The following is a 17353-nucleotide window of genomic DNA, read 5'->3' on the forward strand; positions in this document are numbered from 1 at the left end:
ACCTGTTGAGGAGGTTGCTCTTCGTAGGAGCGAGCTTGCTCGCGAACCGGACTCCGCAGCGGGGCTGTTCGCGAGCAAGCTCGCTCCTACAGAAAAGCAGTCAGTACCGAGGGGTCACCTCCCACCCATGATCGCAATGTAGTCCTGCGTCCAGCGGCTGTACGGCACGCACTGCCCCTGCGCGCACTTGGCCTGCGGGGTTTTCCAGAAGGCGATGCGGTCGAACTGGTCGTAGCCGTTGGTGGCGCATCCCTGGGCGCCCAGCAACTGGCTGCCGGTGCAGCCGTCGGGCGAGGCGGGCACCGAGCCGAACCAGGCGGCGACGTCACCCTGCACCTTGGGTTCCAGCGACCAGTTCAGCCACTTGTAGGCGCACACCGGGTGCTTGGCGTCCACGTGCATCATGGTGGTGTCGGCCCAACCGGTGACGCCCTCGGTGGGGATGGTCGAGGAGATCGGTTGCTTCTCGCCCTGCAGCGCATTCACCTGGTAGGGCCAGGAACCGGAAGCGGCCACGCCTTCGTTCTTGAAGTCGCTCATCTGCACCGTTGCGTCGTGCCAGTAGCGGTGGATCAGCTTCTGCTGTTCGCGCAGCAGCTTGAGGGCGGCGGCGTACTGTTCCTCGTTGAGTTCGTACGGGTCCTGGATGCCCAGCGCGGGCTGGGTGGTCTTCAGGTAGAGCGCCGCATCGGCGATGTAGATCGGCCCGTCATAGGCCTGCACGCGGCCCTTGTTGCTCTTGCCGTCGGGCAGCTTCTGCTCGGTGAACACCACGCTCCAGCTGTCCGGCGCCTTGGGGAAGACCTTGGTGTTGTACATCAGCACGTTCGGGCCCCACTGGTACGGCGTGCCGTAGTGCTTGCCGTCCACCGTGTGCCAGGGCGCGTCCTGCAGGCGCTTGTCGACGTTCTTCCAGTTGGGCACCAGGGCGATGTTGATCGGCTGCACGCGCTTGCCGTAGACCAGCCGCAGCGAGGCATCGCCGGACGCGGTGACGAGGTCGTAGCCACCCTTGGCCATCAGGCTGACCATTTCATCGGAAGTGGCGGCGGTCTTCACGTTGACCTTGCAGCCGCTGTCCTTCTCGAATTGGCTGACCCAGTCGTAGTTCTTGTCGCTCTCGCCGCGCTCGATGTAGCCGGGCCAGGCAATGATATCCAGCGCGCCTTCGGGGTTGCCGAGCTGCTTGAGTGCTTCTGCCGCCTGCAGCGAGGCGCTGGAGAGCAGGCTGACGCCGGCAAAGGCCAGTGCCGCGGCTTTCACTAAGGACAATTGCACGGATGACATGGACGGACTCCTGTTGTTCTTCGTTGTGGGAGCCACTGCGGAACCAGCGCGCAGAAAAATGGCACCTCCGTTGACCGCTGCATGTCCATAGCGAATGGGCACGCTCTTGCAGCGTAGTTCCGGCCCCGAAGGCTGACAAGAAAGCCTCCGGCACCCCGCAAAGGCCCGCCGCATGGCGCTTGCGGCCCCAAACGGGGCGAGCCGGGGTGGCCGGCCGGCAAAAGCGCACCAAGCGGGTGCGTGGCGTCCGGGCAGACTTTGCAAGTCATTGAACCAACAGGAAATCGACCTCTGGCACGGGCCTTGCGATGGCCTTCGTAGCCGAGGACGAGCGGCAACAAGGAGTAGAAGATGGCTCGGGTGTTCTATGACGAAATGCATGACGCCGCTGGCGCCTGCCGACCGCACTACACGGAGTTCGCCCGCTGGCTGGCGGACATGCCCGGCGAGCATCTGCAACAGCGCCGCCGCGAAGCCGACCTGCTGTTCTATCGCGCGGGCATCACCTTCACCCTCTACGGCGACGACCAGGGCACCGAGCGCCTGATTCCCTTCGACACCATCCCGCGGAGCATTCCCGCCAGCGAATGGAAGATCATCGAGGCCGGCTGCATCCAGCGTGTACAGGCGCTCAACCTGTTCCTTGCCGACCTCTACCACGACCAGCGCATCCTCAAGGAAGGCCTGATCCCGCCCGAACAGGTGCTGGCCAACGACCAGTACCAGCTGGCGATGCAGGGCCTGGACGTGCCCGGCAATGTCTATGCGCACATCGCCGGCATCGACCTGGTACGCGACGGCAACGGTGCCTACTACGTGCTCGAGGACAACCTGCGCACTCCCAGCGGCGTCTCCTACATGCTGGAGAACCGCAAGATGATGATGCGGCTGTTCCCCGAGCTGTTCTCCGCCCAGCGCATCGCTCCCATCGACCACTACCCGAACCTGCTGCTGGACACCCTGCGCAACTCCAGCCCGCTGGATAACCCCAGCGTGGTGGTGCTGACGCCGGGACGCTTCAACAGCGCTTATTTCGAGCACGCGTTCCTTGCCCGCGAGATGGGCGTGGAACTGGTGGAGGGCGCCGACCTGTTCGTCCGCGACGAGCGCGTCTACATGCGCACCACCGCCGGCCCACAGCAGGTGGACGTGATCTACCGGCGTATCGACGACGACTTCCTCGACCCGCTGGCCTTCAATCCCGACTCCATGCTCGGCGTGCCCGGCCTGCTGGCCGCCTATCGCGCCGGCAACGTGGTCCTGGCCAACGCCATCGGCACCGGCGTGGCCGACGACAAGTCGGTCTACCCCTACGTGCCGGAGATGATCCGCTTCTACCTCGACCAGGAGCCGATCCTGCACAACGTGCCGACCTGGCAGTGTCGCCGCCCGCAGGACCTGTCCCACGTGCTGGCGCACCTGCCCGAACTGGTGGTGAAGGAAGCCCAGGGCTCCGGCGGCTACGGCATGCTGGTCGGCCCGGCGGCTACCACGGGGGAAATCGAAGCTTTCCGCGCGCGGCTGATGGCGCGGCCGGAGGCCTACATCGCGCAGCCGACGTTGAGCCTGTCTACCTGCCCGACCTTCGTCGAGAACGGCATCGCCCCGCGCCACATCGACCTGCGGCCTTTCGTGCTGTCCGCGCCGGACAACGTGCGTTTGGTGCCCGGCGGGCTGACCCGCGTGGCGCTGCGCGAAGGCTCGCTGGTCGTCAACTCGTCACAAGGTGGCGGTACCAAGGACACCTGGGTGGTAGGGGACTGACCATGCTGAGTAGAACCGCTTCCGACCTGTACTGGATGTCGCGTTACCTGGAGCGCGCCGAGAACCTCGCGCGCATGCTCGACGTGTCCTACTCGTTGTCGCTGATGCCCCAGGATGGCCGCGGCGATGGCCTGGAAGAACTGGCCATGCCGATGCTGATCACCGGCAATCTCGACGCCTATCTCGCCCGTCACGGCGAGCTGCACGCCGAGCGCCTGCTGAACTTCTTCGCCCTGGATGCCCAGAACCCCACCAGCATCTATTCCTGCTTCGGCGCCGCCCGTGCCGGAGCGCATGCAGTGCGCGGGCGCATCACCACCGACATGTGGGAAAACATCAACGCCACCTGGCTGGAGATGCGCGACATCGCCCACCAGGGCTTACTGCGCTACGGCATCAGCCACTTCTGCGAATGGGTGAAGGACCGCTCGCACCTGTTCCGCGGCGCCACCTTCGGCACCAGCATGCGCAACGACGCCTTCCACTTCATTCGCCTAGGCACCTACATCGAGCGCGCCGACAACACCCTGCGCCTGCTCGATGCGCGTCATCAGGTGCTGGGCGAACACAGCGCCGGCCCGGCGGAAGGTTCCGCCCGTGGTTACTACCAGTGGACGGCATTGCTACGCGCGCTCTCGGCCTTCGAGGGCTACACCGAGCTTTATCGCGATGCGCTGAACGCACGGAACATCGCCGAACTCCTGCTGCTGCGCGAGGACGTCCCGCGCTCGCTGCTGGCCTGTGCCGAGGAGCTGCGCCAGATCCTCGCCAGCCTGCCCGGCGCCAACGGCCGCCCGGCGCAGCGCATGGCCGCCGAACTGGAAGCGCGGGTGCGCTACACCGGCATCGACGAGGTGCTGGGCACCGGCCTGCACACCTGGATCACCGACCACATCGGGCTGGTGCGCCAGCTCGCCAACGCCATTCACAGCTCGTACCTGGAGGCCGCATGAAACTCTCCATCCGCCACGACACCACCTACCGCTACGAAGACCAGGTGCGCGCGAGCATCCAGTACCTGCGCCTGACCCCCCAGGAGAGCGAACGCCAGCACGTCCTGGACTGGCAACTGCACCTGCCGCGTCCGGCGCACCCGCAGCGCGATGCCTACGGCAACATCCTCCATGTGCTGACCCTCGACGAGCCCCACGAGGCCATTGCCATCGCCGCCCATGGCAACGTCGAAATCGACGTGGAGAACGAGTGCGAGCACGATCACCTGTCGCCGCTGCCGTTCCTGCGCAGCACTCGCCTGACCCTGGCCGACGGCGCGCTGCAGGAGTTTGCCCGCGCCCAGTGCGCCGAGCGCCGCGACCGCAAGGCGATGATTCGCCTGATGCAGGCGCTAAACGAGCGCATCGCCTATGTGCCCGGTTCGACCCAGGTGGATAGCACCGCCGCCGAAGCCTTTGCGGCCGGGCAGGGCGTCTGCCAGGACCACGCCCACGCCTTCCTCGCCTGCCTGCGCTACCTGAGCGTGCCGGCGCGCTACGTTTCCGGCTACCTCTACACCGACAGCGAAGAACACCTCGCCAGCCACGCCTGGGCCGAAGCCTGGCTGGACGACGCCTGGTACAGCTTCGACGTGACCAACGTGCTGGACCGCCCCGAACGCCACCTGAAACTGGCGGTGGGCCTGGACTACCTCGACGCCTGCCCGGTGCGCGGCATGCGTCGGGGCGGCGGCGGTGAGCAGATGCATGCCCGCGTCACCGTGGCGCCGGGGCACCTGCAGCAGGCCCAGCAGATGCAGCAATGAGCAGGCGTGGCGAAAGGCCGGGCACCGGCTTAAGATCGGTGCCAGCCCTCCCGCTCCCTGAACCTGCCATGAGAACGTCATGACCTATTGCGTCGCCATGAACCTCGCCCAGGGCCTGGTCTTCGTTTCCGATTCGCGCACCAACGCCGGCGTCGACAACATCGCCGTGTTCCGCAAGCTGCACATCTTCGGCACGCCCGGCGAGCGCCTGATCGTGGTGCAGAGCGCCGGCAACCTGGCCACCTCGCAGTCGGTGATCAGCGTGCTGCGGCAGCGCATGGGCAGCGAAGAACCGAACCTGGGGAACGTCGGCAACCTCTTCGAAGCGGCCCGGCTGGTGGGGTCGACGCTGCGCGAGGTGGTCGACCACGACGAGAACATCGGGCAGAACCAGGGCGTCGACCTGGGCAGTTCGTTCCTCGTGGGTGGGCAGATCGGCACCGAGGTGCCGCGCCTGTTCAATGTCTACCCGCAGGGCAACTTCATCGAGTCCTGCCGCGACACGCCTTACTTCCAGATCGGTGAAAGCAAGTACGGCAAGCCGATCATCGACCGCGCCATGAGTTACGCCACGCCGCTGGAACAGGCGCTGCGCTGCGCGCTGATCAGCTTCGATTCGACCATCCGCAGCAACCTCTCGGTGGGCATGCCGCTGGACCTGCTGGTGTACCGCGAAGGCAGCCTGGAGGTACCGGCGGGGTACCGCATCCAGGAAGGCGATGCGTATTTCGAGGGAATTCGCGGGCAGTGGGGCGCGGGGTTGCGCCAGTTGCTCGGCGAGCTGCCGGCGCCGCCGGGGGATTATTGGCACTGACGCTTCGCTGCGGGGCGGGTTCGCGAGCAAGCTCGCTCCTACAGGGATGCATCGGTGCAGGGGTGTAGGAGCGAGCTTGCTCGCGAACAGCCGCTACGCAGGCCTTGCCGATCAGCCGCAGGCGTTAACCTTCCGTCCCGCCAGACGATTCAGTACGGTAGGGCGGATAACCTGGAACAGGTTATCCGCCGATATCGATATGGCGGATAACGCTGGCGCGTTATGCGCCCTACAGAGAGCCCCGGCTTCTAGCCGCCAACCTTCACCTTGCGCCCCGCCATGTGCTTCAGGTAAGCGACGATCTCATCCAGCTCCCTGTCGCTGATCACATCCGCCGCAAACCCTTTCATCCGTGCCTCCGGCCAGTGCCGCAGGCTCTGCGGGTCGCGGATGTACTGCTTGAGATAGCCCGCGGCGAAGTATTCGGTCGGGTTGTGCGGGATATTCAGGTCCGGACCGAACTGCGAATCCCCGGCACCGTTCAGGCGATGGCAGGCCAGGCAGTTCTTCTGGAACTGGGCGAAACCTTCCTGCACTGGCTTCGGTGCGTTCTTCGCCGGCAGCAGCGCCGGGAAGCGTTCGGCCAGCGGCTTCAGGTAACGGATGCTGGCAACCTGGAACGGCCACTGCTCCGGGCCGATGCCGGCGGCCTTGGGATCGCTCCACACAAGATAGAACGGCCCGGCGGACGGCTTGCCGTCGCCGAGTTTCGGCCAGGGCTTGTCGGCTTCCTCGATGGCCAGCCAGGCGCGCGAGCCTTTGCTCTCCAGTAGCGGCGCGGCTGGCAGCTCGGCGGCAAATCCATCGAGCGCCACTGCCTGCAGGTGATCACCGGGCTTCACGCCTTTGAGCAGCGCGGCCAGTGGCACCGCGCGGTAATGCATGCTGCGGTTGTAGGAAACGTCGGCGGGAATCTCGATGTCCTGCGCCTGGGGATCGGCCAGCAATTGCTCACTGGTCAGGCTGTGCTCGCCATCGGGCAGTTCCAGGGTGAGCGTCGCGGCGAAAGCGGTGGGGCAGAGCAGGAGCAGCGTCAGCAGCAGTGGGCGCATGGTCGCATCCGTGGCGGAGTGGGCCGCGGAACATTAGCAGAGGAGTGGGCGCAGCAGGAGGTAGGTGGCTCCCGCGCTGCGTTGACCGTGGCTCGCGGATGGCGGCACGCGGTACGCAGCGGCGGGGAAGCCGGGTGTTGGCCCTAGCCGACCAGACGACTCAGATTGGGAATGATCAGAACAACGGTGGTTGCGAAGACGATCAGGCTTGCCTGACGCCATTTTCTCGATTGTTTGTCCATGATCTCCTTCCGCCTTTCTTGTTCTTGGCACGGCCACCCACTGCCTGTTGATAGTGGCGCGCATGCCTTGGCTTCTGGTTTCTCGAGCCGAGCCGGCAAAACCCGGCAACGGCACTTTTCGCATCATCTGCACGCTTTTCATTCACTGCATAACGGAGTCTAAGCCTAGTGCCGCGCGGGCTTAGACCATCTTGCAGCAAGTGATGCAGCTTCAGGCATATTCCCTCTATATGACTGGCACGTGACAAAGCCGTTCAGCTTTTCGACCGCTCGTCCGCTGCCGCCGGCAGCCCCTTTCCAGAGCCTTCGGCCTCATCGCCTCCGGTCGGTCGCTGAGCGTGGCGGTCAATTTCGCTGAGCGCTGCGGTCATTGCTCCGTGCCGATACGCCGCTAAGGTAGGCCGACACGCCACGCCTGCGTGACGACAACTCTAAGAGAGAACGCCATGACCGAAGCATTCATTTACGACGCGGTGCGTACTCCCCGCGGCAAAGGCAAGAAGGACGGCGCGCTGCATAGCGTCAAGCCGGTCAACCTGATGGCCGGTGTACTGCGCGCGCTGCAGCAGCGCAACCAGCTGGATACCGCCCAGGTCGACGACATCGTCCTGGGCTGCGTGACCCCGGTGGGCGACCAGGGCTCGGACATCGCCAAGACCGCCGCGCTGGTGGCCGACTGGGACGAGCAGATCGCCGGTGTGCAGATCAACCGCTTCTGCGCCTCGGGCCTGGAAGCGGTCAACCTGGGCGCCATGAAAGTGCGCTCGGGCTTCGAGGACCTGGTGGTGGTCGGCGGCGTGGAATCCATGTCCCGCGTGCCCATGGGCTCCGATGGCGGCGCCTGGGCGCTGGACCCGGAGACCAACCTGCACACCAGCTTCGTCCCCCAGGGCATCGGCGCCGACCTGATCGCCACCCTGGAAGGCTTCAGCCGAGCTGACGTCGACGACTTTGCCCTGCGTTCCCAGCAGAAGGCTGCCAAGGCCCGCGCCGAAGGGCTGTTCGCCAAATCCCTGGTGCCGGTCACCGACCAGAACGGCATCGTCTTGCTCGACCATGACGAGTTCATCCGCGCCGACTCCACCCTCGAAGGCCTCGGCGCGCTCAAGCCCAGCTTCGAAATGATGGGGCAGATGGGCTTCGACGCCAGCGCACTGCGCAAGTACAGCTTCGTCGAGCGCATCGAACACGTGCATACGCCGGGCAACAGCTCCGGCATCGTCGACGGCGCCACCGCCATGCTCATCGGCTCCGAAGCCAAGGGCCGCGAGCTGGGCCTGAAGGCCCGTGGCCGCATCGTCGCCACCGCGGTGACCAGCACCGACCCGACCATCATGCTCACCGGCCCTGCGCCGGCCACCCGCAAGGCGCTGGCCAAGGCCGGACTGAAGGCCGAGGACATCGACCTCTATGAGGTGAACGAAGCCTTCGCCTCGGTGGTGATGAAGTTCATGAAGGACATGGGCGTGCCGGAGAGCAAGGTCAACGTCAACGGCGGCTCCATCGCCATGGGCCACCCGCTGGGCGCCACCGGCTGCATGATCCTCGGCACCCTGCTGGACGAACTGGAGCGGCGCAACCTGCGCTACGGCCTGGCCACCCTCTGCGTGGGCGGCGGCATGGGCATCGCGACGATTATTGAAAGGGTTTGAGGCCGGAGAATAAAAATGACCGACGCCATCCGCTTTGAAAAAGGCCAGGACAATATCGTCGTCCTGACCATGGACATGCCCGGCCAGAGCGCCAACACCATGAACGGTGTCTACCGCGAGGCCATGGCCGCCACTGTCGCGCGCCTGGAAGCCGAGAAGGATTCGATCGCCGGCGTGGTGATCACCTCCGCGAAGAAGACCTTCTTCGCCGGCGGCGATCTCAATGAACTGATCAAGGTCACCAAGGCGGACGCCAAGGCCTTCTACGAAGGCATCCTGGTGCTCAAGGGCCAGCTGCGCCGCCTGGAAACCCTCGGCAAGCCGGTAGTTGCCGCTATCAACGGCGCGGCGCTGGGCGGCGGCTGGGAAATCTGCCTGGCCTGCCACCACCGCATCGCCCTGGACGAAAGCCACGTCCAGCTCGGCCTGCCGGAAGTCACCCTGGGCCTGCTGCCCGGTGGCGGCGGGGTAGTGCGCATGGTGCGCCTGCTGGGGCTGGAGAAGGCCCTGCCGTACCTGGCCGAAGGCAAGAAGGTGCGCCCGGACCAGGCGCTCAAGGCCGGCCTGATCCATCAGTTGGCCTCCAGCCGCGACGAGATGCTGAGCAAGGCCCGCGAGTGGATCGTCGCCAACCCGGCCGCCAAGCAGCCGTGGGACAGCGCCGGCTACAAGATCCCCGGCGGCACGCCGTCCAGCCCGGCCGTGGCGCAGATGCTCGCCATCGCCCCGTCCGTGCTGCGCGACAAGACCAAGGGCTGCTTCCCGGCACCGGAGAAGATCATGTGCGCTGCCGTCGAAGGCGCCCAGGTGGACTTCGATACCGCGCAGTTGATCGAGGCGCGCTACTTCACCGAGCTGACCACCGGCCAGGTGGCGAAGAACATGATCGGCACCTTCTGGTTCCAGCTCAACGAGATCAACGCCGGCAAATCCCGTCCGCAAGGCATCCCGCCGCAGCAGACGAAGAAGGTCGGTGTCGTCGGCGCCGGCATGATGGGCGCGGGTATCGCCTACGTCTCGGCCGCCGCCGGCATCGAGGTGGTGCTCAAGGACGTTTCCATCGAAGCGGCGGAAAAGGGCAAGGCGTACTCCGCCGGCCTGCTGGACAAGAAAGTCGGCAGGGGCCAGATGACAGCCGAGAAACGCGACGCCTTCCTCGCCCGCATCAAGCCGACCGCCAGTGACGCCGATTTCGAAGGCTGCGACCTGATCATCGAGGCCGTGTTCGAGGACCGTGGCCTGAAGGCCAAGGTCAGCGCTGCTGCGGAATCCGCCGCGCTGGCGGACGCGGTGATCGCCTCCAACACCTCGACCCTGCCGATCACCGGCCTGGCCGAAGCCGTGGCGCAGCCGCAGAAATTCATCGGCCTGCACTTCTTCAGCCCGGTGGACAAGATGCCGCTGGTGGAGATCATCCGCGGCGAGAAGACCGACGACGCCACTCTGGCCCGCGCCTTCGACTACGTCCTGCAGATCAAGAAGACCCCGATCGTCGTCCACGACAGCCGCGGCTTCTTCACCTCCCGCGTGTTCGGCACCTTCACCAACGAAGGCCTGGCGATGCTCGGCGAAGGCGTGTCGGCGGCGATGATCGAGAACCAGGCGCGCCAGGCCGGTATGCCGGTAGGCCCGCTGGCGATCAGCGACGAAGTCTCCATGAGCCTGATGACCCATATCCGCGAGCAGACCCGCAAGGACCTGGAAGCCGAAGGCAAGCAATTGCCAAAGCATCCGGCCTTCGCCGTGGTGGACCTGATGGTCAACGAGTACAAGCGCCCGGGCAAAGCCGCTGGCGCCGGCTTCTACGACTATCCGGCCAACGGCAAGAAGCATCTGTGGCCTGAGCTGAAACAGCGCTTCGAAAAGGCTGACGCGCAGATTTCCGCCGAGGACGTGCGCGATCGCATTCTCTTCGTGCAGGCTATCGAGACGGTGCGCTGCGTGGAGGAGGGCGTGCTGACCTCCACCGCCGACGCCAACATCGGCTCGATCTTCGGCATTGGCTTCGCGGCCTGGAGCGGCGGTGCGCTGCAGTTCATCAACCAGTACGGCCTGAAGGACTTCGTCGCCCGCGCCCAGTACCTGGCCGAGCAGTACGGCGAGCGCTTCCTGCCGCCGGCGCTGCTGCTGGAGAAGGCCGCGCGCAACGAGCCCTTCTGATGGGCTCTTGGTAGGAGCGAGCTTGCTCGCGAACGGGCTCGCAGCGGGGTTGGGTTCGCGTGCAAGGACTAGGCGTCCCCCTCGCTCCTACAGAAAAACCGGCCTTGGTGGCCGGTTTTTTCTTGCCTGTACAAGCCGTAGGATGGCGCCTTCCGAATCGCAAGGACCGCACCGATGACCGCTCCCGCCCTGTTGATCATCGACCAGCAGAAAGGCATGCGTGACAGCCCCGCCCCGCGCAACAACCCGCAGGCCGAACGGCGCATCGGTGAGCTTCTGGCAGCCTGGCGCCAGGCAGGCTGGCCGGTGGTTCACGTGCGGCACATTTCCCGTACACCAGGCTCACCGTTCTGGCCCGGCCAGCCCGGCGCGGAATTCCAGCCGGAGCTGGCGCCGCTGGAGCACGAGCACGTGGTGGAGAAGAACGTCCCCGACGCCTTCATCAACAGCGCCCTGGAACGCTGGTTGCGCGTGCGCGGCATCGAATCGGTGGTGATCTGCGGCGTGAGTACCAACAACTCGGTGGAATCCACGGCCCGCACCGCGGGCAACCTGGGCTTCTTCGTCCAGGTGGTGGCGGATGCCTGCTTCGCCTTCGATAAGCGCGATTTCAGCGGCATGCTGCGCAGCGCGGAGGAAGTCCATGCGATGTCCCTGGCCAACCTGCAAGGCGAATACGCGCAGGTAGTGGACGCGAACTTGGTTCTGCGCGAGCGGTCATTGGACTGAATCCTTGCCAACCGGCCGTCACCCTTGTGCGTCGGTGCAATTGAAGGAAGTCGTTTTTTCCGGTATTTCCCCTGAAATTCCTGCACAAGAATCCGCTCAGTATCTTGTGTGGTGAAAAAATAGGGCGTAATTTTCACGCGCGTTTCATCAGTGTCAGGATAACCACTCTTATCAGCCGCCAACCCCCCAGGAATCACCACTGCATGTCGTTGCACATCTGCATTCTGGAAACCGACATCCTCCGCCCCGAACTCATCGATCAGTACAAGGGCTATGGCTGGATGTTCCAGCAACTGTTCGCCAAGCAACCCGTTCCGGCCGAGTTCAAGGTCTACAACGTGGTGGAAGGGCATTACCCGCCCGATGATGAGAAGTTCGATGCGTACCTGGTGACTGGCAGCAAGGCGGACTCCTTCGGCACTGATCCCTGGATCCAGACCCTCAAGGACTACGTGCTCAAGCTCTACCAGCGCGGCGACAAGCTGCTGGGCGTGTGCTTTGGCCACCAGTTGCTGGCGCTGGTGCTGGGCGGCAAGACCGAGCGTGCCAGCCAGGGTTGGGGCGTGGGTATCCACGACTACCGCATCGAGGAGCAGCCGGAGTGGATGAGTCCGTCGCTGGGTGATGGCCTGACCCTGCTGGTCAGCCACCAGGACCAGGTCACCGAGCTGCCCCACGGCGCGCGTCGCATCGCTTCCAGCGATTTCTGCCCGAACGCTGCCTACGCCATCGGTGATCAGGTGCTGTGCTTCCAGGGCCACCCGGAGTTCCAGAGCGACTATTCCCAGGCGATCCTGGAGCTGCGCAAGCACATCTTCAGCGAGCCGGTGTTCCAGTCCGGCATCGACAGCCTCGCGCGCTCGCACCAGGGCACGGCGGTGGGCGAGTGGATGATGCGCTTCGTCCAGCAGGGCAGCGACGAGAAGAAGAAAGCCGAGAAGAAAAGCGCGGCCTGATTTTTGCCGCTCTTACTGAAAACGCCGCTCAGATGAGCGGCGTTTTCGTTTGCGCAGGTGTCAGGCTGAACAGCTTTTGTAGGATCGGTGGAGCGCAGCGATACCCATGCAGGCCGGTACGTATCATTCGATGGGTATCGCTGCGCTCCACGCCATCCTACGTTTCGCGTCGCCGAATGGCCGCCAATGGTCTCTATAGCCAATCCGCCTGCTTGAAGCTGATATACAACCCGACGCAGCCCAGCGCCAGCAGCCCCATGATCAGGAAGTAGCCGTAGTGCCAGTGCAGTTCCGGGATGTATTCGAAGTTCATCCCGTAGATACCGGCCACGGCGGTGGGGAAGGCGAGGATGGCCGCCCAGGCAGCGAATTTGCGCTGCACCACGCTCTGCCGTGAGGACTCCAGCGCCAGCCCGACTTCGATGGTCTGGCTGGCGACGTCGCGCAAAGTAGTGAGGTCTTCCAGGAGGCGGTTCACGTGGATTGCCACGTCGCGGAAGTAGGGCCGCATCTGTTTGTCGATGAAGGGAAAGTCCAGGCGCTGCAGTTCCTGGCAGATTTCCACCATGGGTGCGGCGTAGTGCTTGAGCTTGAGCACCTCGCGGCGCAGGCCGTAGATTTTCTCGATCTGCTCCTGGGTCAGCGACTTGCGCAGCACCTGCTGCTCCACTTCCTCGATCTCCTCGCGGATCGCCTCCACCACCGGTTCGTAGTTGCTCATCACGAAATCCAGCAGGGCATAGAGCACGAAGTCGGTGCCATGGGCCAGCAGCAGCGGCCGGGCTTCGCAGCGCTGTCGGACCTGGGAATAGGACTGGGAGAAACCATGTCGCGCGCTGATGATGTAGCCGATGCCGGCAAACAGGTGGGTTTCGACGAACATCAGCCGGCTATCGGCGCGGATGGGCGAATAGATGACGATGAACAGGGCATCGCCAAAGGTTTCCAGCTTCGGCCGGCTGTGCTTTTCCAGGGCGTCGGAGACAGCCAGTTCGTGAAGGTTGAACTGCCGTTGCAGGTTGAACATTTCTTCCGGCGTCGGCTCCTGCAGGCCGGTCCAGACAAAGTGGTCGGGCTGGCAGGCCCAGCGATAGCCGTCCTCGAGCGCAATATCGGAAACCTTGCGGCCCTTGCTGTAGACGGCGGAAGCGATGACTCGGCCCATGCTGAAACCCACCCTGCTCTTGGATCGGTCGGGAGTCGTTCTGCAGGGATTGAGTGTTGGCCAGCCTGGCGAGACGCGCCAGTGAAGTGCAGTCAGGAGTGGGGAGTGAGGGCGGCCTGGATACCTTGCAGCGCGACGGGCACCGCCTGGTTGAAACGCTCGAAGAGCCCGTTGCGGTCGACATTGTCCACTGGAGCACGGCGCGCGCCGTCGAAGCCGGCAGTGAGCGCCGTGACCACCAGGATCACGATGGTATAGAGCCCCAGGGCGGCGAGGGCGCCGTTGCGGGCATAGCGGTGGGCTTGGCGATTCATGCTGGCGACTCGGGGACCGGGATGGGATGGCCCAGTGTCGCTTTGGCCAATTCGATTGAATAACGATGTCGGTTGGTTCCCGATATCAGGCGAATTGATAGATGGCGGGGCAACGACCAGGCGCAAGGCTGCGGGTGGTGGAATCTCGTCGGACGTTTCCGGGACTCTGGCGGTCTTCATGGCTGCTTGACCCTCGTCAAGGAGGGGGCGGTTGCCTGGCGTAGCGTGGAAATCAGACGGTGGCGCGAAGCTGCCACGGACTCCCAGGATGCAAGGAACTCCCCATGATTCGATACGTTGAAGGCGACATTCTGCTGAGCAAGGCCCAGGTCATCGCGCACGGTATTGCGCCGCAGGACCATTTCGACAGCGGCCTGGCGCTGGACCTGCGCGAGCGCTGGCCGTCGATGGTTCGCGATTACCGTCACGCGTCGCACTCGAAGGCGCCCAGACCGGGTGCGATCTGGATCTGGTCGGGCGTGGACGCCGATGGCTCCACCCGCTGCATCGCCAACCTGCTCACCCAGGGTATGCAGGGCGAGGGGCGCGGTGCTAAGCCTGCCGAAGCGACACTGGAAAACGTCAGCCATTGCCTGAAGGATCTGGCGAAATACCTGCAGAGTGAGCGCGTTGAAAGCGTTGCGCTGCCCTGTCTGGCAACGGGCGTCGGTGGGTTGGAGTGGAAGGACGTCAAGCCACTGGTGGAACGTTACCTGGGTGACCTGGCCGCCACAGTGTGGGTCTATGAGACCTACCGCCGGGGCGTCGTGGCCGCCGAAGGGCTCTGAGGCCGCTGCGTCGTCGCCCCTGAAAAGCCCGGCTTCACGCCGGGCTTTCGGCTTCGGGCTCGACTGCATGACGTCACCTGCTGCAGGCGGCTGGAGGGGCGTAAAGGTCTCAGCCCTGCTTGGCAGCGGCTTCGACATTCACCTTGCTGGCAGACTGCTCGGACTGTTGCTGCTGGATGGCGGCCTGGGTCATGTGAACCATGCGGTCCTGCATCAGCGGGGACTCTTCGGCGAAGCTGGCTTGAGCGGCAAAGGCAGTAGCGGCGGCCAGGACGCTGGCGGCGATGATGTTGAGTTTCATGATGAACACCTCCGGTTGGTTTTGCTTGGGTTCATCTATAGGTTAATGCGTAATAATTTTTGAAAAATAGCAAACAGGCTTAATCAGTGTTGCTCTTTAGGTAACAGTGTGGGCATGAAAAAGCCCGGCACAGGCCGGGCTTTTCGTTCTCGAGCGATCAGGCCAGGTGGTTCTTGTCCAGCTCGATGGACTTGTCGAGGGTTTCCAGCAACTGCTTGCGCACTTTCAGCTTGGTATTGCGGTGGGCTGTCATGTTCAGCTTTTTCAGGTGCTGTGCGGCTTCCAGGGCAGCGGCCTGGAGTTGCTCGGCCGGTACCACTTTGTCGAGGAAGCCGGCGTCCACGGCGTCGCGCGGGTTGAACATCTCCGCGTTCACTACCGAGCGGGTGAAGGCGGAGCGGCGCAGGCGGTCACGGGCCAGTTCGATGCCGACGTGGTGCATGGTCATGCCGATGGCCACTTCATTCAGGCCGATCTGGAACGGACCATCGACGCCGATGCGGTAGTCCGCCGAAAGCAGGATGAAGGCGCCCTTGGCTACCGCGTGGCCGGTGCAGGCGACGATGACCGGGAACGGGTGCGACAGCATGCGGCGCGCCAGGGTCGAGCCCGCGGCCACCAGGTTCACGGCGTTTTCCGGGCCGGAGGTCATCACCTTGAGGTCGTAGCCGCCAGAGAGAATGCCCGGCTGGCCAGTGACAATGACAATCGCACGGTCCTTCTCCGCCTGGTCCAGGGCCTGGTTGAAGGCATCGATGACCGCCGGGGAGATGGCGTTCACCTTGCCGTTGTTCAGGGTCAGGGTGGCGATGCCGTCTTCGAATTGGTAGCTGATCAGCTCACTCATGGCAGAGGGTCCTGGGTTGGAGTCCTTGGATTGGAAGTGGCCAGAACATACTGACGCCGGGAGGGGGCGTAAAGCGTTTTGACTGACTGGTGAGTCAGGCGCTTGCCACAGAAATGGAGAGATTTCTGTGCGCTATGCACGCAAATTCCGGAGGTGCTCATAGAGAGGTCCTAGGCGTGCTGTTAAGCTGCCAGCATCCCCGCGTCCCCCCTCGCACAATCCAGGATGTGCCTGTCATGTCGAAGATTCTCAAGTGGTCCCTCTTTGCCGTCGTCGCGATCGCCCTGATCATCAAGGCGTCGCTCTGGCTCTCCGTGCGTAGCGTGGTGAACGACGCCATTGCCCGTGTCTCGCCGTTCATGGAGATCACCTATGGCGGCATTTCCTCGTCTTTCGACGGTCGGGTGGGGCTGCAGAACGTGGTGATCAGGGTGCCGATGGCCGGTGACAGCCTGAAGGTTTCCCATGCACAGCTGAAGTTCAATGGCCTGCGCGAACTGCTCAGCTTCAAGGAACGCCTGGGCGAGGGCAAGCTGCCGGAGCAGATGGCGGTGGACCTGAAGGGCGTTGAACTGCAGATTCACGGCCCGTTCATGCAGTCGCTGTACGCCCAGCCGGCGGAGAAGAGCGCCTTCACCGCCATGAGCGAAGTGGCCTGCGGCAACGTACGCAACATCGGTGTCGATGAGCTGCTGCAGATGGGTTACCGCACCCTCGAATCGGACATCGAGTTCTCCTACCGCCTGCAGCCGGGCGCGCAGACCCTGACCTTCGACCTGCGTAGCGACACCCGCGACATGCTGGACATGCACACCAGCATGACGCTGATGAACGTCTCCGAGCGCCCGGGCGATATGCGTGTGAACCCTCCGCGAGTGTCTCAGGTCGTCGTCGAGATGAACGACAACCAGTACCAGCGCCGAGTCAGCGAGTTCTGCCGGGGCAAGCTGGGCGTGGACCAGAAGGCGTATACCGCGCTCTCGCTGGAACAGTTCGACAAGGCGCTGCGCCAACAGCGTATCGCCCTGGACAAGCCGGTGCTCGAGGCTTACGGCCGTTACCTGGAAGACCCGCGCTCGCTGCGCGTTGAGCTGACCCCCAGTGAGGGTATGGCCTGGGACGGCCTGCAATTTTTCGAGCCCAAGGATGTGATTCAGATGCTGCATCCGGTCGTCTTAGTAAACCAGCAGTCAGTTACACCGCTGGGATTCGCCTGGGTCGATCCGCTGAAGAAAAAAATCACGCCGGAAAGCCAATATCAAATGGTTTCGGCCCAAGAAACGGTTGAGTCGCAGGCCAGAACGCAGCAATATGAGTTCGTTAGCGTTGAAAGCCTTGCCCAGTACACCGGCAAGCGCCTGCAGTTCATCACGTTCGATGGTGCCTATTACCAGGGTGTGCTGCACAAGGTGGAGAACGGTCGAGCCTATATCACGGTCCTGATGGGGACCGGCTCGGCAGAAATGTTCCTCCGCCTGAACAAGATCAATCAGGTGCGGGTCATGTTGTGAGGCCCCCGGAAG

16 protein-coding genes are annotated in these 17353 nt (G+C 64.0%); 10 read left to right on the plus strand and 6 right to left on the minus strand.

From position 1 onward, the window contains the following. Positions 1-114: 114 nt before the first annotated feature. A complete protein-coding gene (gene ydcS / locus RS899_RS06355) occupies positions 115-1287 on the minus strand; it encodes a putative ABC transporter substrate-binding protein YdcS (RefSeq protein ID WP_156356599.1) in 1173 nt (390 codons plus the stop codon). A gap of 351 nt (positions 1288-1638) precedes the next feature. On the opposite strand from ydcS, the gene RS899_RS06360 reads away from it, so the two are divergent. The 4 genes from RS899_RS06360 (at position 1639) to RS899_RS06375 (ending at position 5624) form a co-directional block, all read left to right on the plus strand. Beyond that, on the plus strand, positions 1639-3051 hold the full coding sequence (locus RS899_RS06360; protein ID WP_315809384.1) for a circularly permuted type 2 ATP-grasp protein: 1413 nt from the start codon (positions 1639-1641) through the stop codon (positions 3049-3051). Between the two features lie 2 nt (positions 3052-3053). Beyond that, positions 3054-4004 carry an alpha-E domain-containing protein gene (locus tag RS899_RS06365; RefSeq protein ID WP_315809385.1) on the plus strand — a complete coding sequence of 317 codons (951 nt, stop codon included), beginning with the start codon at positions 3054-3056 and terminating at the stop codon, positions 4002-4004. Then, the gene (locus RS899_RS06370; protein ID WP_233300135.1) at positions 4001-4810 is read left to right on the plus strand and encodes a transglutaminase family protein; all 810 of its coding nucleotides are present in this window, start codon (positions 4001-4003) and stop codon (positions 4808-4810) included. The genes RS899_RS06365 and RS899_RS06370 overlap by 4 nt, the downstream gene beginning before the upstream one ends. Before the next feature lie 79 nt (positions 4811-4889). Beyond that, the gene (locus tag RS899_RS06375; protein WP_233300134.1) at positions 4890-5624 is read left to right on the plus strand and encodes a proteasome-type protease; all 735 of its coding nucleotides are present in this window, start codon (positions 4890-4892) and stop codon (positions 5622-5624) included. Between the two features lie 248 nt (positions 5625-5872). Here the strand turns inward: RS899_RS06375 and RS899_RS06380 are convergent, their stop codons facing one another. Further along, entirely contained in the window at positions 5873-6676 is an 804-nt protein-coding gene (locus RS899_RS06380) for a cytochrome c (RefSeq protein WP_315809386.1), read from the minus strand. Between the two features lie 688 nt (positions 6677-7364). Between RS899_RS06380 and RS899_RS06385 the strand changes: the two genes are divergently transcribed. The 4 genes from RS899_RS06385 to RS899_RS06400 all read left to right on the plus strand — a co-directional run bounded on the left by RS899_RS06385 (position 7365) and on the right by RS899_RS06400 (position 12415). Next, on the plus strand, positions 7365-8570 hold the full coding sequence (locus RS899_RS06385; RefSeq protein WP_315809387.1) for an acetyl-CoA C-acetyltransferase: 1206 nt from the start codon (positions 7365-7367) through the stop codon (positions 8568-8570). A gap of 15 nt (positions 8571-8585) precedes the next feature. Continuing rightward, positions 8586-10730: a 3-hydroxyacyl-CoA dehydrogenase NAD-binding domain-containing protein gene (locus RS899_RS06390; protein ID WP_315809388.1), complete on the plus strand. Its 2145-nt coding sequence runs from the start codon at positions 8586-8588 to the stop codon at positions 10728-10730. 174 nt (positions 10731-10904) lie between these two features. Then, complete coding sequence (locus RS899_RS06395; RefSeq protein WP_054908481.1) at positions 10905-11459, plus strand: cysteine hydrolase family protein; 555 nt, start codon at positions 10905-10907, stop codon at positions 11457-11459. A gap of 203 nt (positions 11460-11662) precedes the next feature. Further along, entirely contained in the window at positions 11663-12415 is a 753-nt protein-coding gene (locus RS899_RS06400) for an amidotransferase (protein ID WP_315809389.1), read from the plus strand. 193 nt (positions 12416-12608) lie between these two features. Here the strand turns inward: RS899_RS06400 and RS899_RS06405 are convergent, their stop codons facing one another. After that, complete coding sequence (locus RS899_RS06405) at positions 12609-13580, minus strand: magnesium and cobalt transport protein CorA (protein WP_233300129.1); 972 nt, start codon at positions 13578-13580, stop codon at positions 12609-12611. 92 nt (positions 13581-13672) lie between these two features. Next, a complete protein-coding gene (locus tag RS899_RS06410) occupies positions 13673-13894 on the minus strand; it encodes a hypothetical protein (protein ID WP_037010437.1) in 222 nt (73 codons plus the stop codon). A gap of 284 nt (positions 13895-14178) precedes the next feature. Here RS899_RS06410 and RS899_RS06415 point away from each other — a divergent pair, with 284 nt between their 5' ends. Beyond that, complete coding sequence (locus tag RS899_RS06415) at positions 14179-14682, plus strand: macro domain-containing protein (RefSeq protein ID WP_315809390.1); 504 nt, start codon at positions 14179-14181, stop codon at positions 14680-14682. 109 nt (positions 14683-14791) lie between these two features. On the opposite strand, the gene RS899_RS06420 is transcribed toward RS899_RS06415, so the two are convergent. Beyond that, complete coding sequence (locus RS899_RS06420; protein WP_024765460.1) at positions 14792-14983, minus strand: hypothetical protein; 192 nt, start codon at positions 14981-14983, stop codon at positions 14792-14794. A gap of 157 nt (positions 14984-15140) precedes the next feature. After that, positions 15141-15830, minus strand: coding sequence for a crotonase/enoyl-CoA hydratase family protein (locus RS899_RS06425; protein ID WP_054908485.1), 690 nt, complete (start codon positions 15828-15830; stop codon positions 15141-15143). A 236-nt stretch (positions 15831-16066) separates the two neighbouring features. On the opposite strand from RS899_RS06425, the gene RS899_RS06430 reads away from it, so the two are divergent. Further along, positions 16067-17341, plus strand: a complete 1275-nt coding sequence (locus tag RS899_RS06430; protein ID WP_054908486.1) for a hypothetical protein — start codon at positions 16067-16069, stop codon at positions 17339-17341. Positions 17342-17353: the final 12 nt, after the last annotated feature.

This window comes from Pseudomonas sp. C9-3, from assembly GCF_032392015.1.
GTDB classification, from domain to species: Bacteria; Pseudomonadota; Gammaproteobacteria; order Pseudomonadales; family Pseudomonadaceae; genus Pseudomonas; species Pseudomonas nitroreducens.

Bases quoted from the DNA above. Each gene is read 5' to 3' on its own strand.
- RS899_RS06415 (WP_315809390.1), top strand. From the start codon at position 14,179: ATGATTCGATACGTTGAAGGCGACATTCTGCTGAGCAAGGCCCAGGTC.
- RS899_RS06390 (WP_315809388.1), top strand. From the start codon at position 8,586: ATGACCGACGCCATCCGCTTTGAAAAAGGCCAGGACAATATCGTCGTC.
- RS899_RS06420 (WP_024765460.1), bottom strand. From the start codon at position 14,983: ATGAAACTCAACATCATCGCCGCCAGCGTCCTGGCCGCCGCTACTGCC.
- RS899_RS06370 (WP_233300135.1), top strand. From the start codon at position 4,001: ATGAAACTCTCCATCCGCCACGACACCACCTACCGCTACGAAGACCAG.
- RS899_RS06385 (WP_315809387.1), top strand. From the start codon at position 7,365: ATGACCGAAGCATTCATTTACGACGCGGTGCGTACTCCCCGCGGCAAA.
- RS899_RS06400 (WP_315809389.1), top strand. From the start codon at position 11,663: ATGTCGTTGCACATCTGCATTCTGGAAACCGACATCCTCCGCCCCGAA.
- RS899_RS06405 (WP_233300129.1), bottom strand. From the start codon at position 13,580: ATGGGCCGAGTCATCGCTTCCGCCGTCTACAGCAAGGGCCGCAAGGTT.
- RS899_RS06410 (WP_037010437.1), bottom strand. From the start codon at position 13,894: ATGAATCGCCAAGCCCACCGCTATGCCCGCAACGGCGCCCTCGCCGCC.
- RS899_RS06365 (WP_315809385.1), top strand. From the start codon at position 3,054: ATGCTGAGTAGAACCGCTTCCGACCTGTACTGGATGTCGCGTTACCTG.
- ydcS (WP_156356599.1), bottom strand. From the start codon at position 1,287: ATGTCATCCGTGCAATTGTCCTTAGTGAAAGCCGCGGCACTGGCCTTT.
- RS899_RS06395 (WP_054908481.1), top strand. From the start codon at position 10,905: ATGACCGCTCCCGCCCTGTTGATCATCGACCAGCAGAAAGGCATGCGT.
- RS899_RS06425 (WP_054908485.1), bottom strand. From the start codon at position 15,830: ATGAGTGAGCTGATCAGCTACCAATTCGAAGACGGCATCGCCACCCTG.
- RS899_RS06375 (WP_233300134.1), top strand. From the start codon at position 4,890: ATGACCTATTGCGTCGCCATGAACCTCGCCCAGGGCCTGGTCTTCGTT.
- RS899_RS06430 (WP_054908486.1), top strand. From the start codon at position 16,067: ATGTCGAAGATTCTCAAGTGGTCCCTCTTTGCCGTCGTCGCGATCGCC.
- RS899_RS06360 (WP_315809384.1), top strand. From the start codon at position 1,639: ATGGCTCGGGTGTTCTATGACGAAATGCATGACGCCGCTGGCGCCTGC.
- RS899_RS06380 (WP_315809386.1), bottom strand. From the start codon at position 6,676: ATGCGCCCACTGCTGCTGACGCTGCTCCTGCTCTGCCCCACCGCTTTC.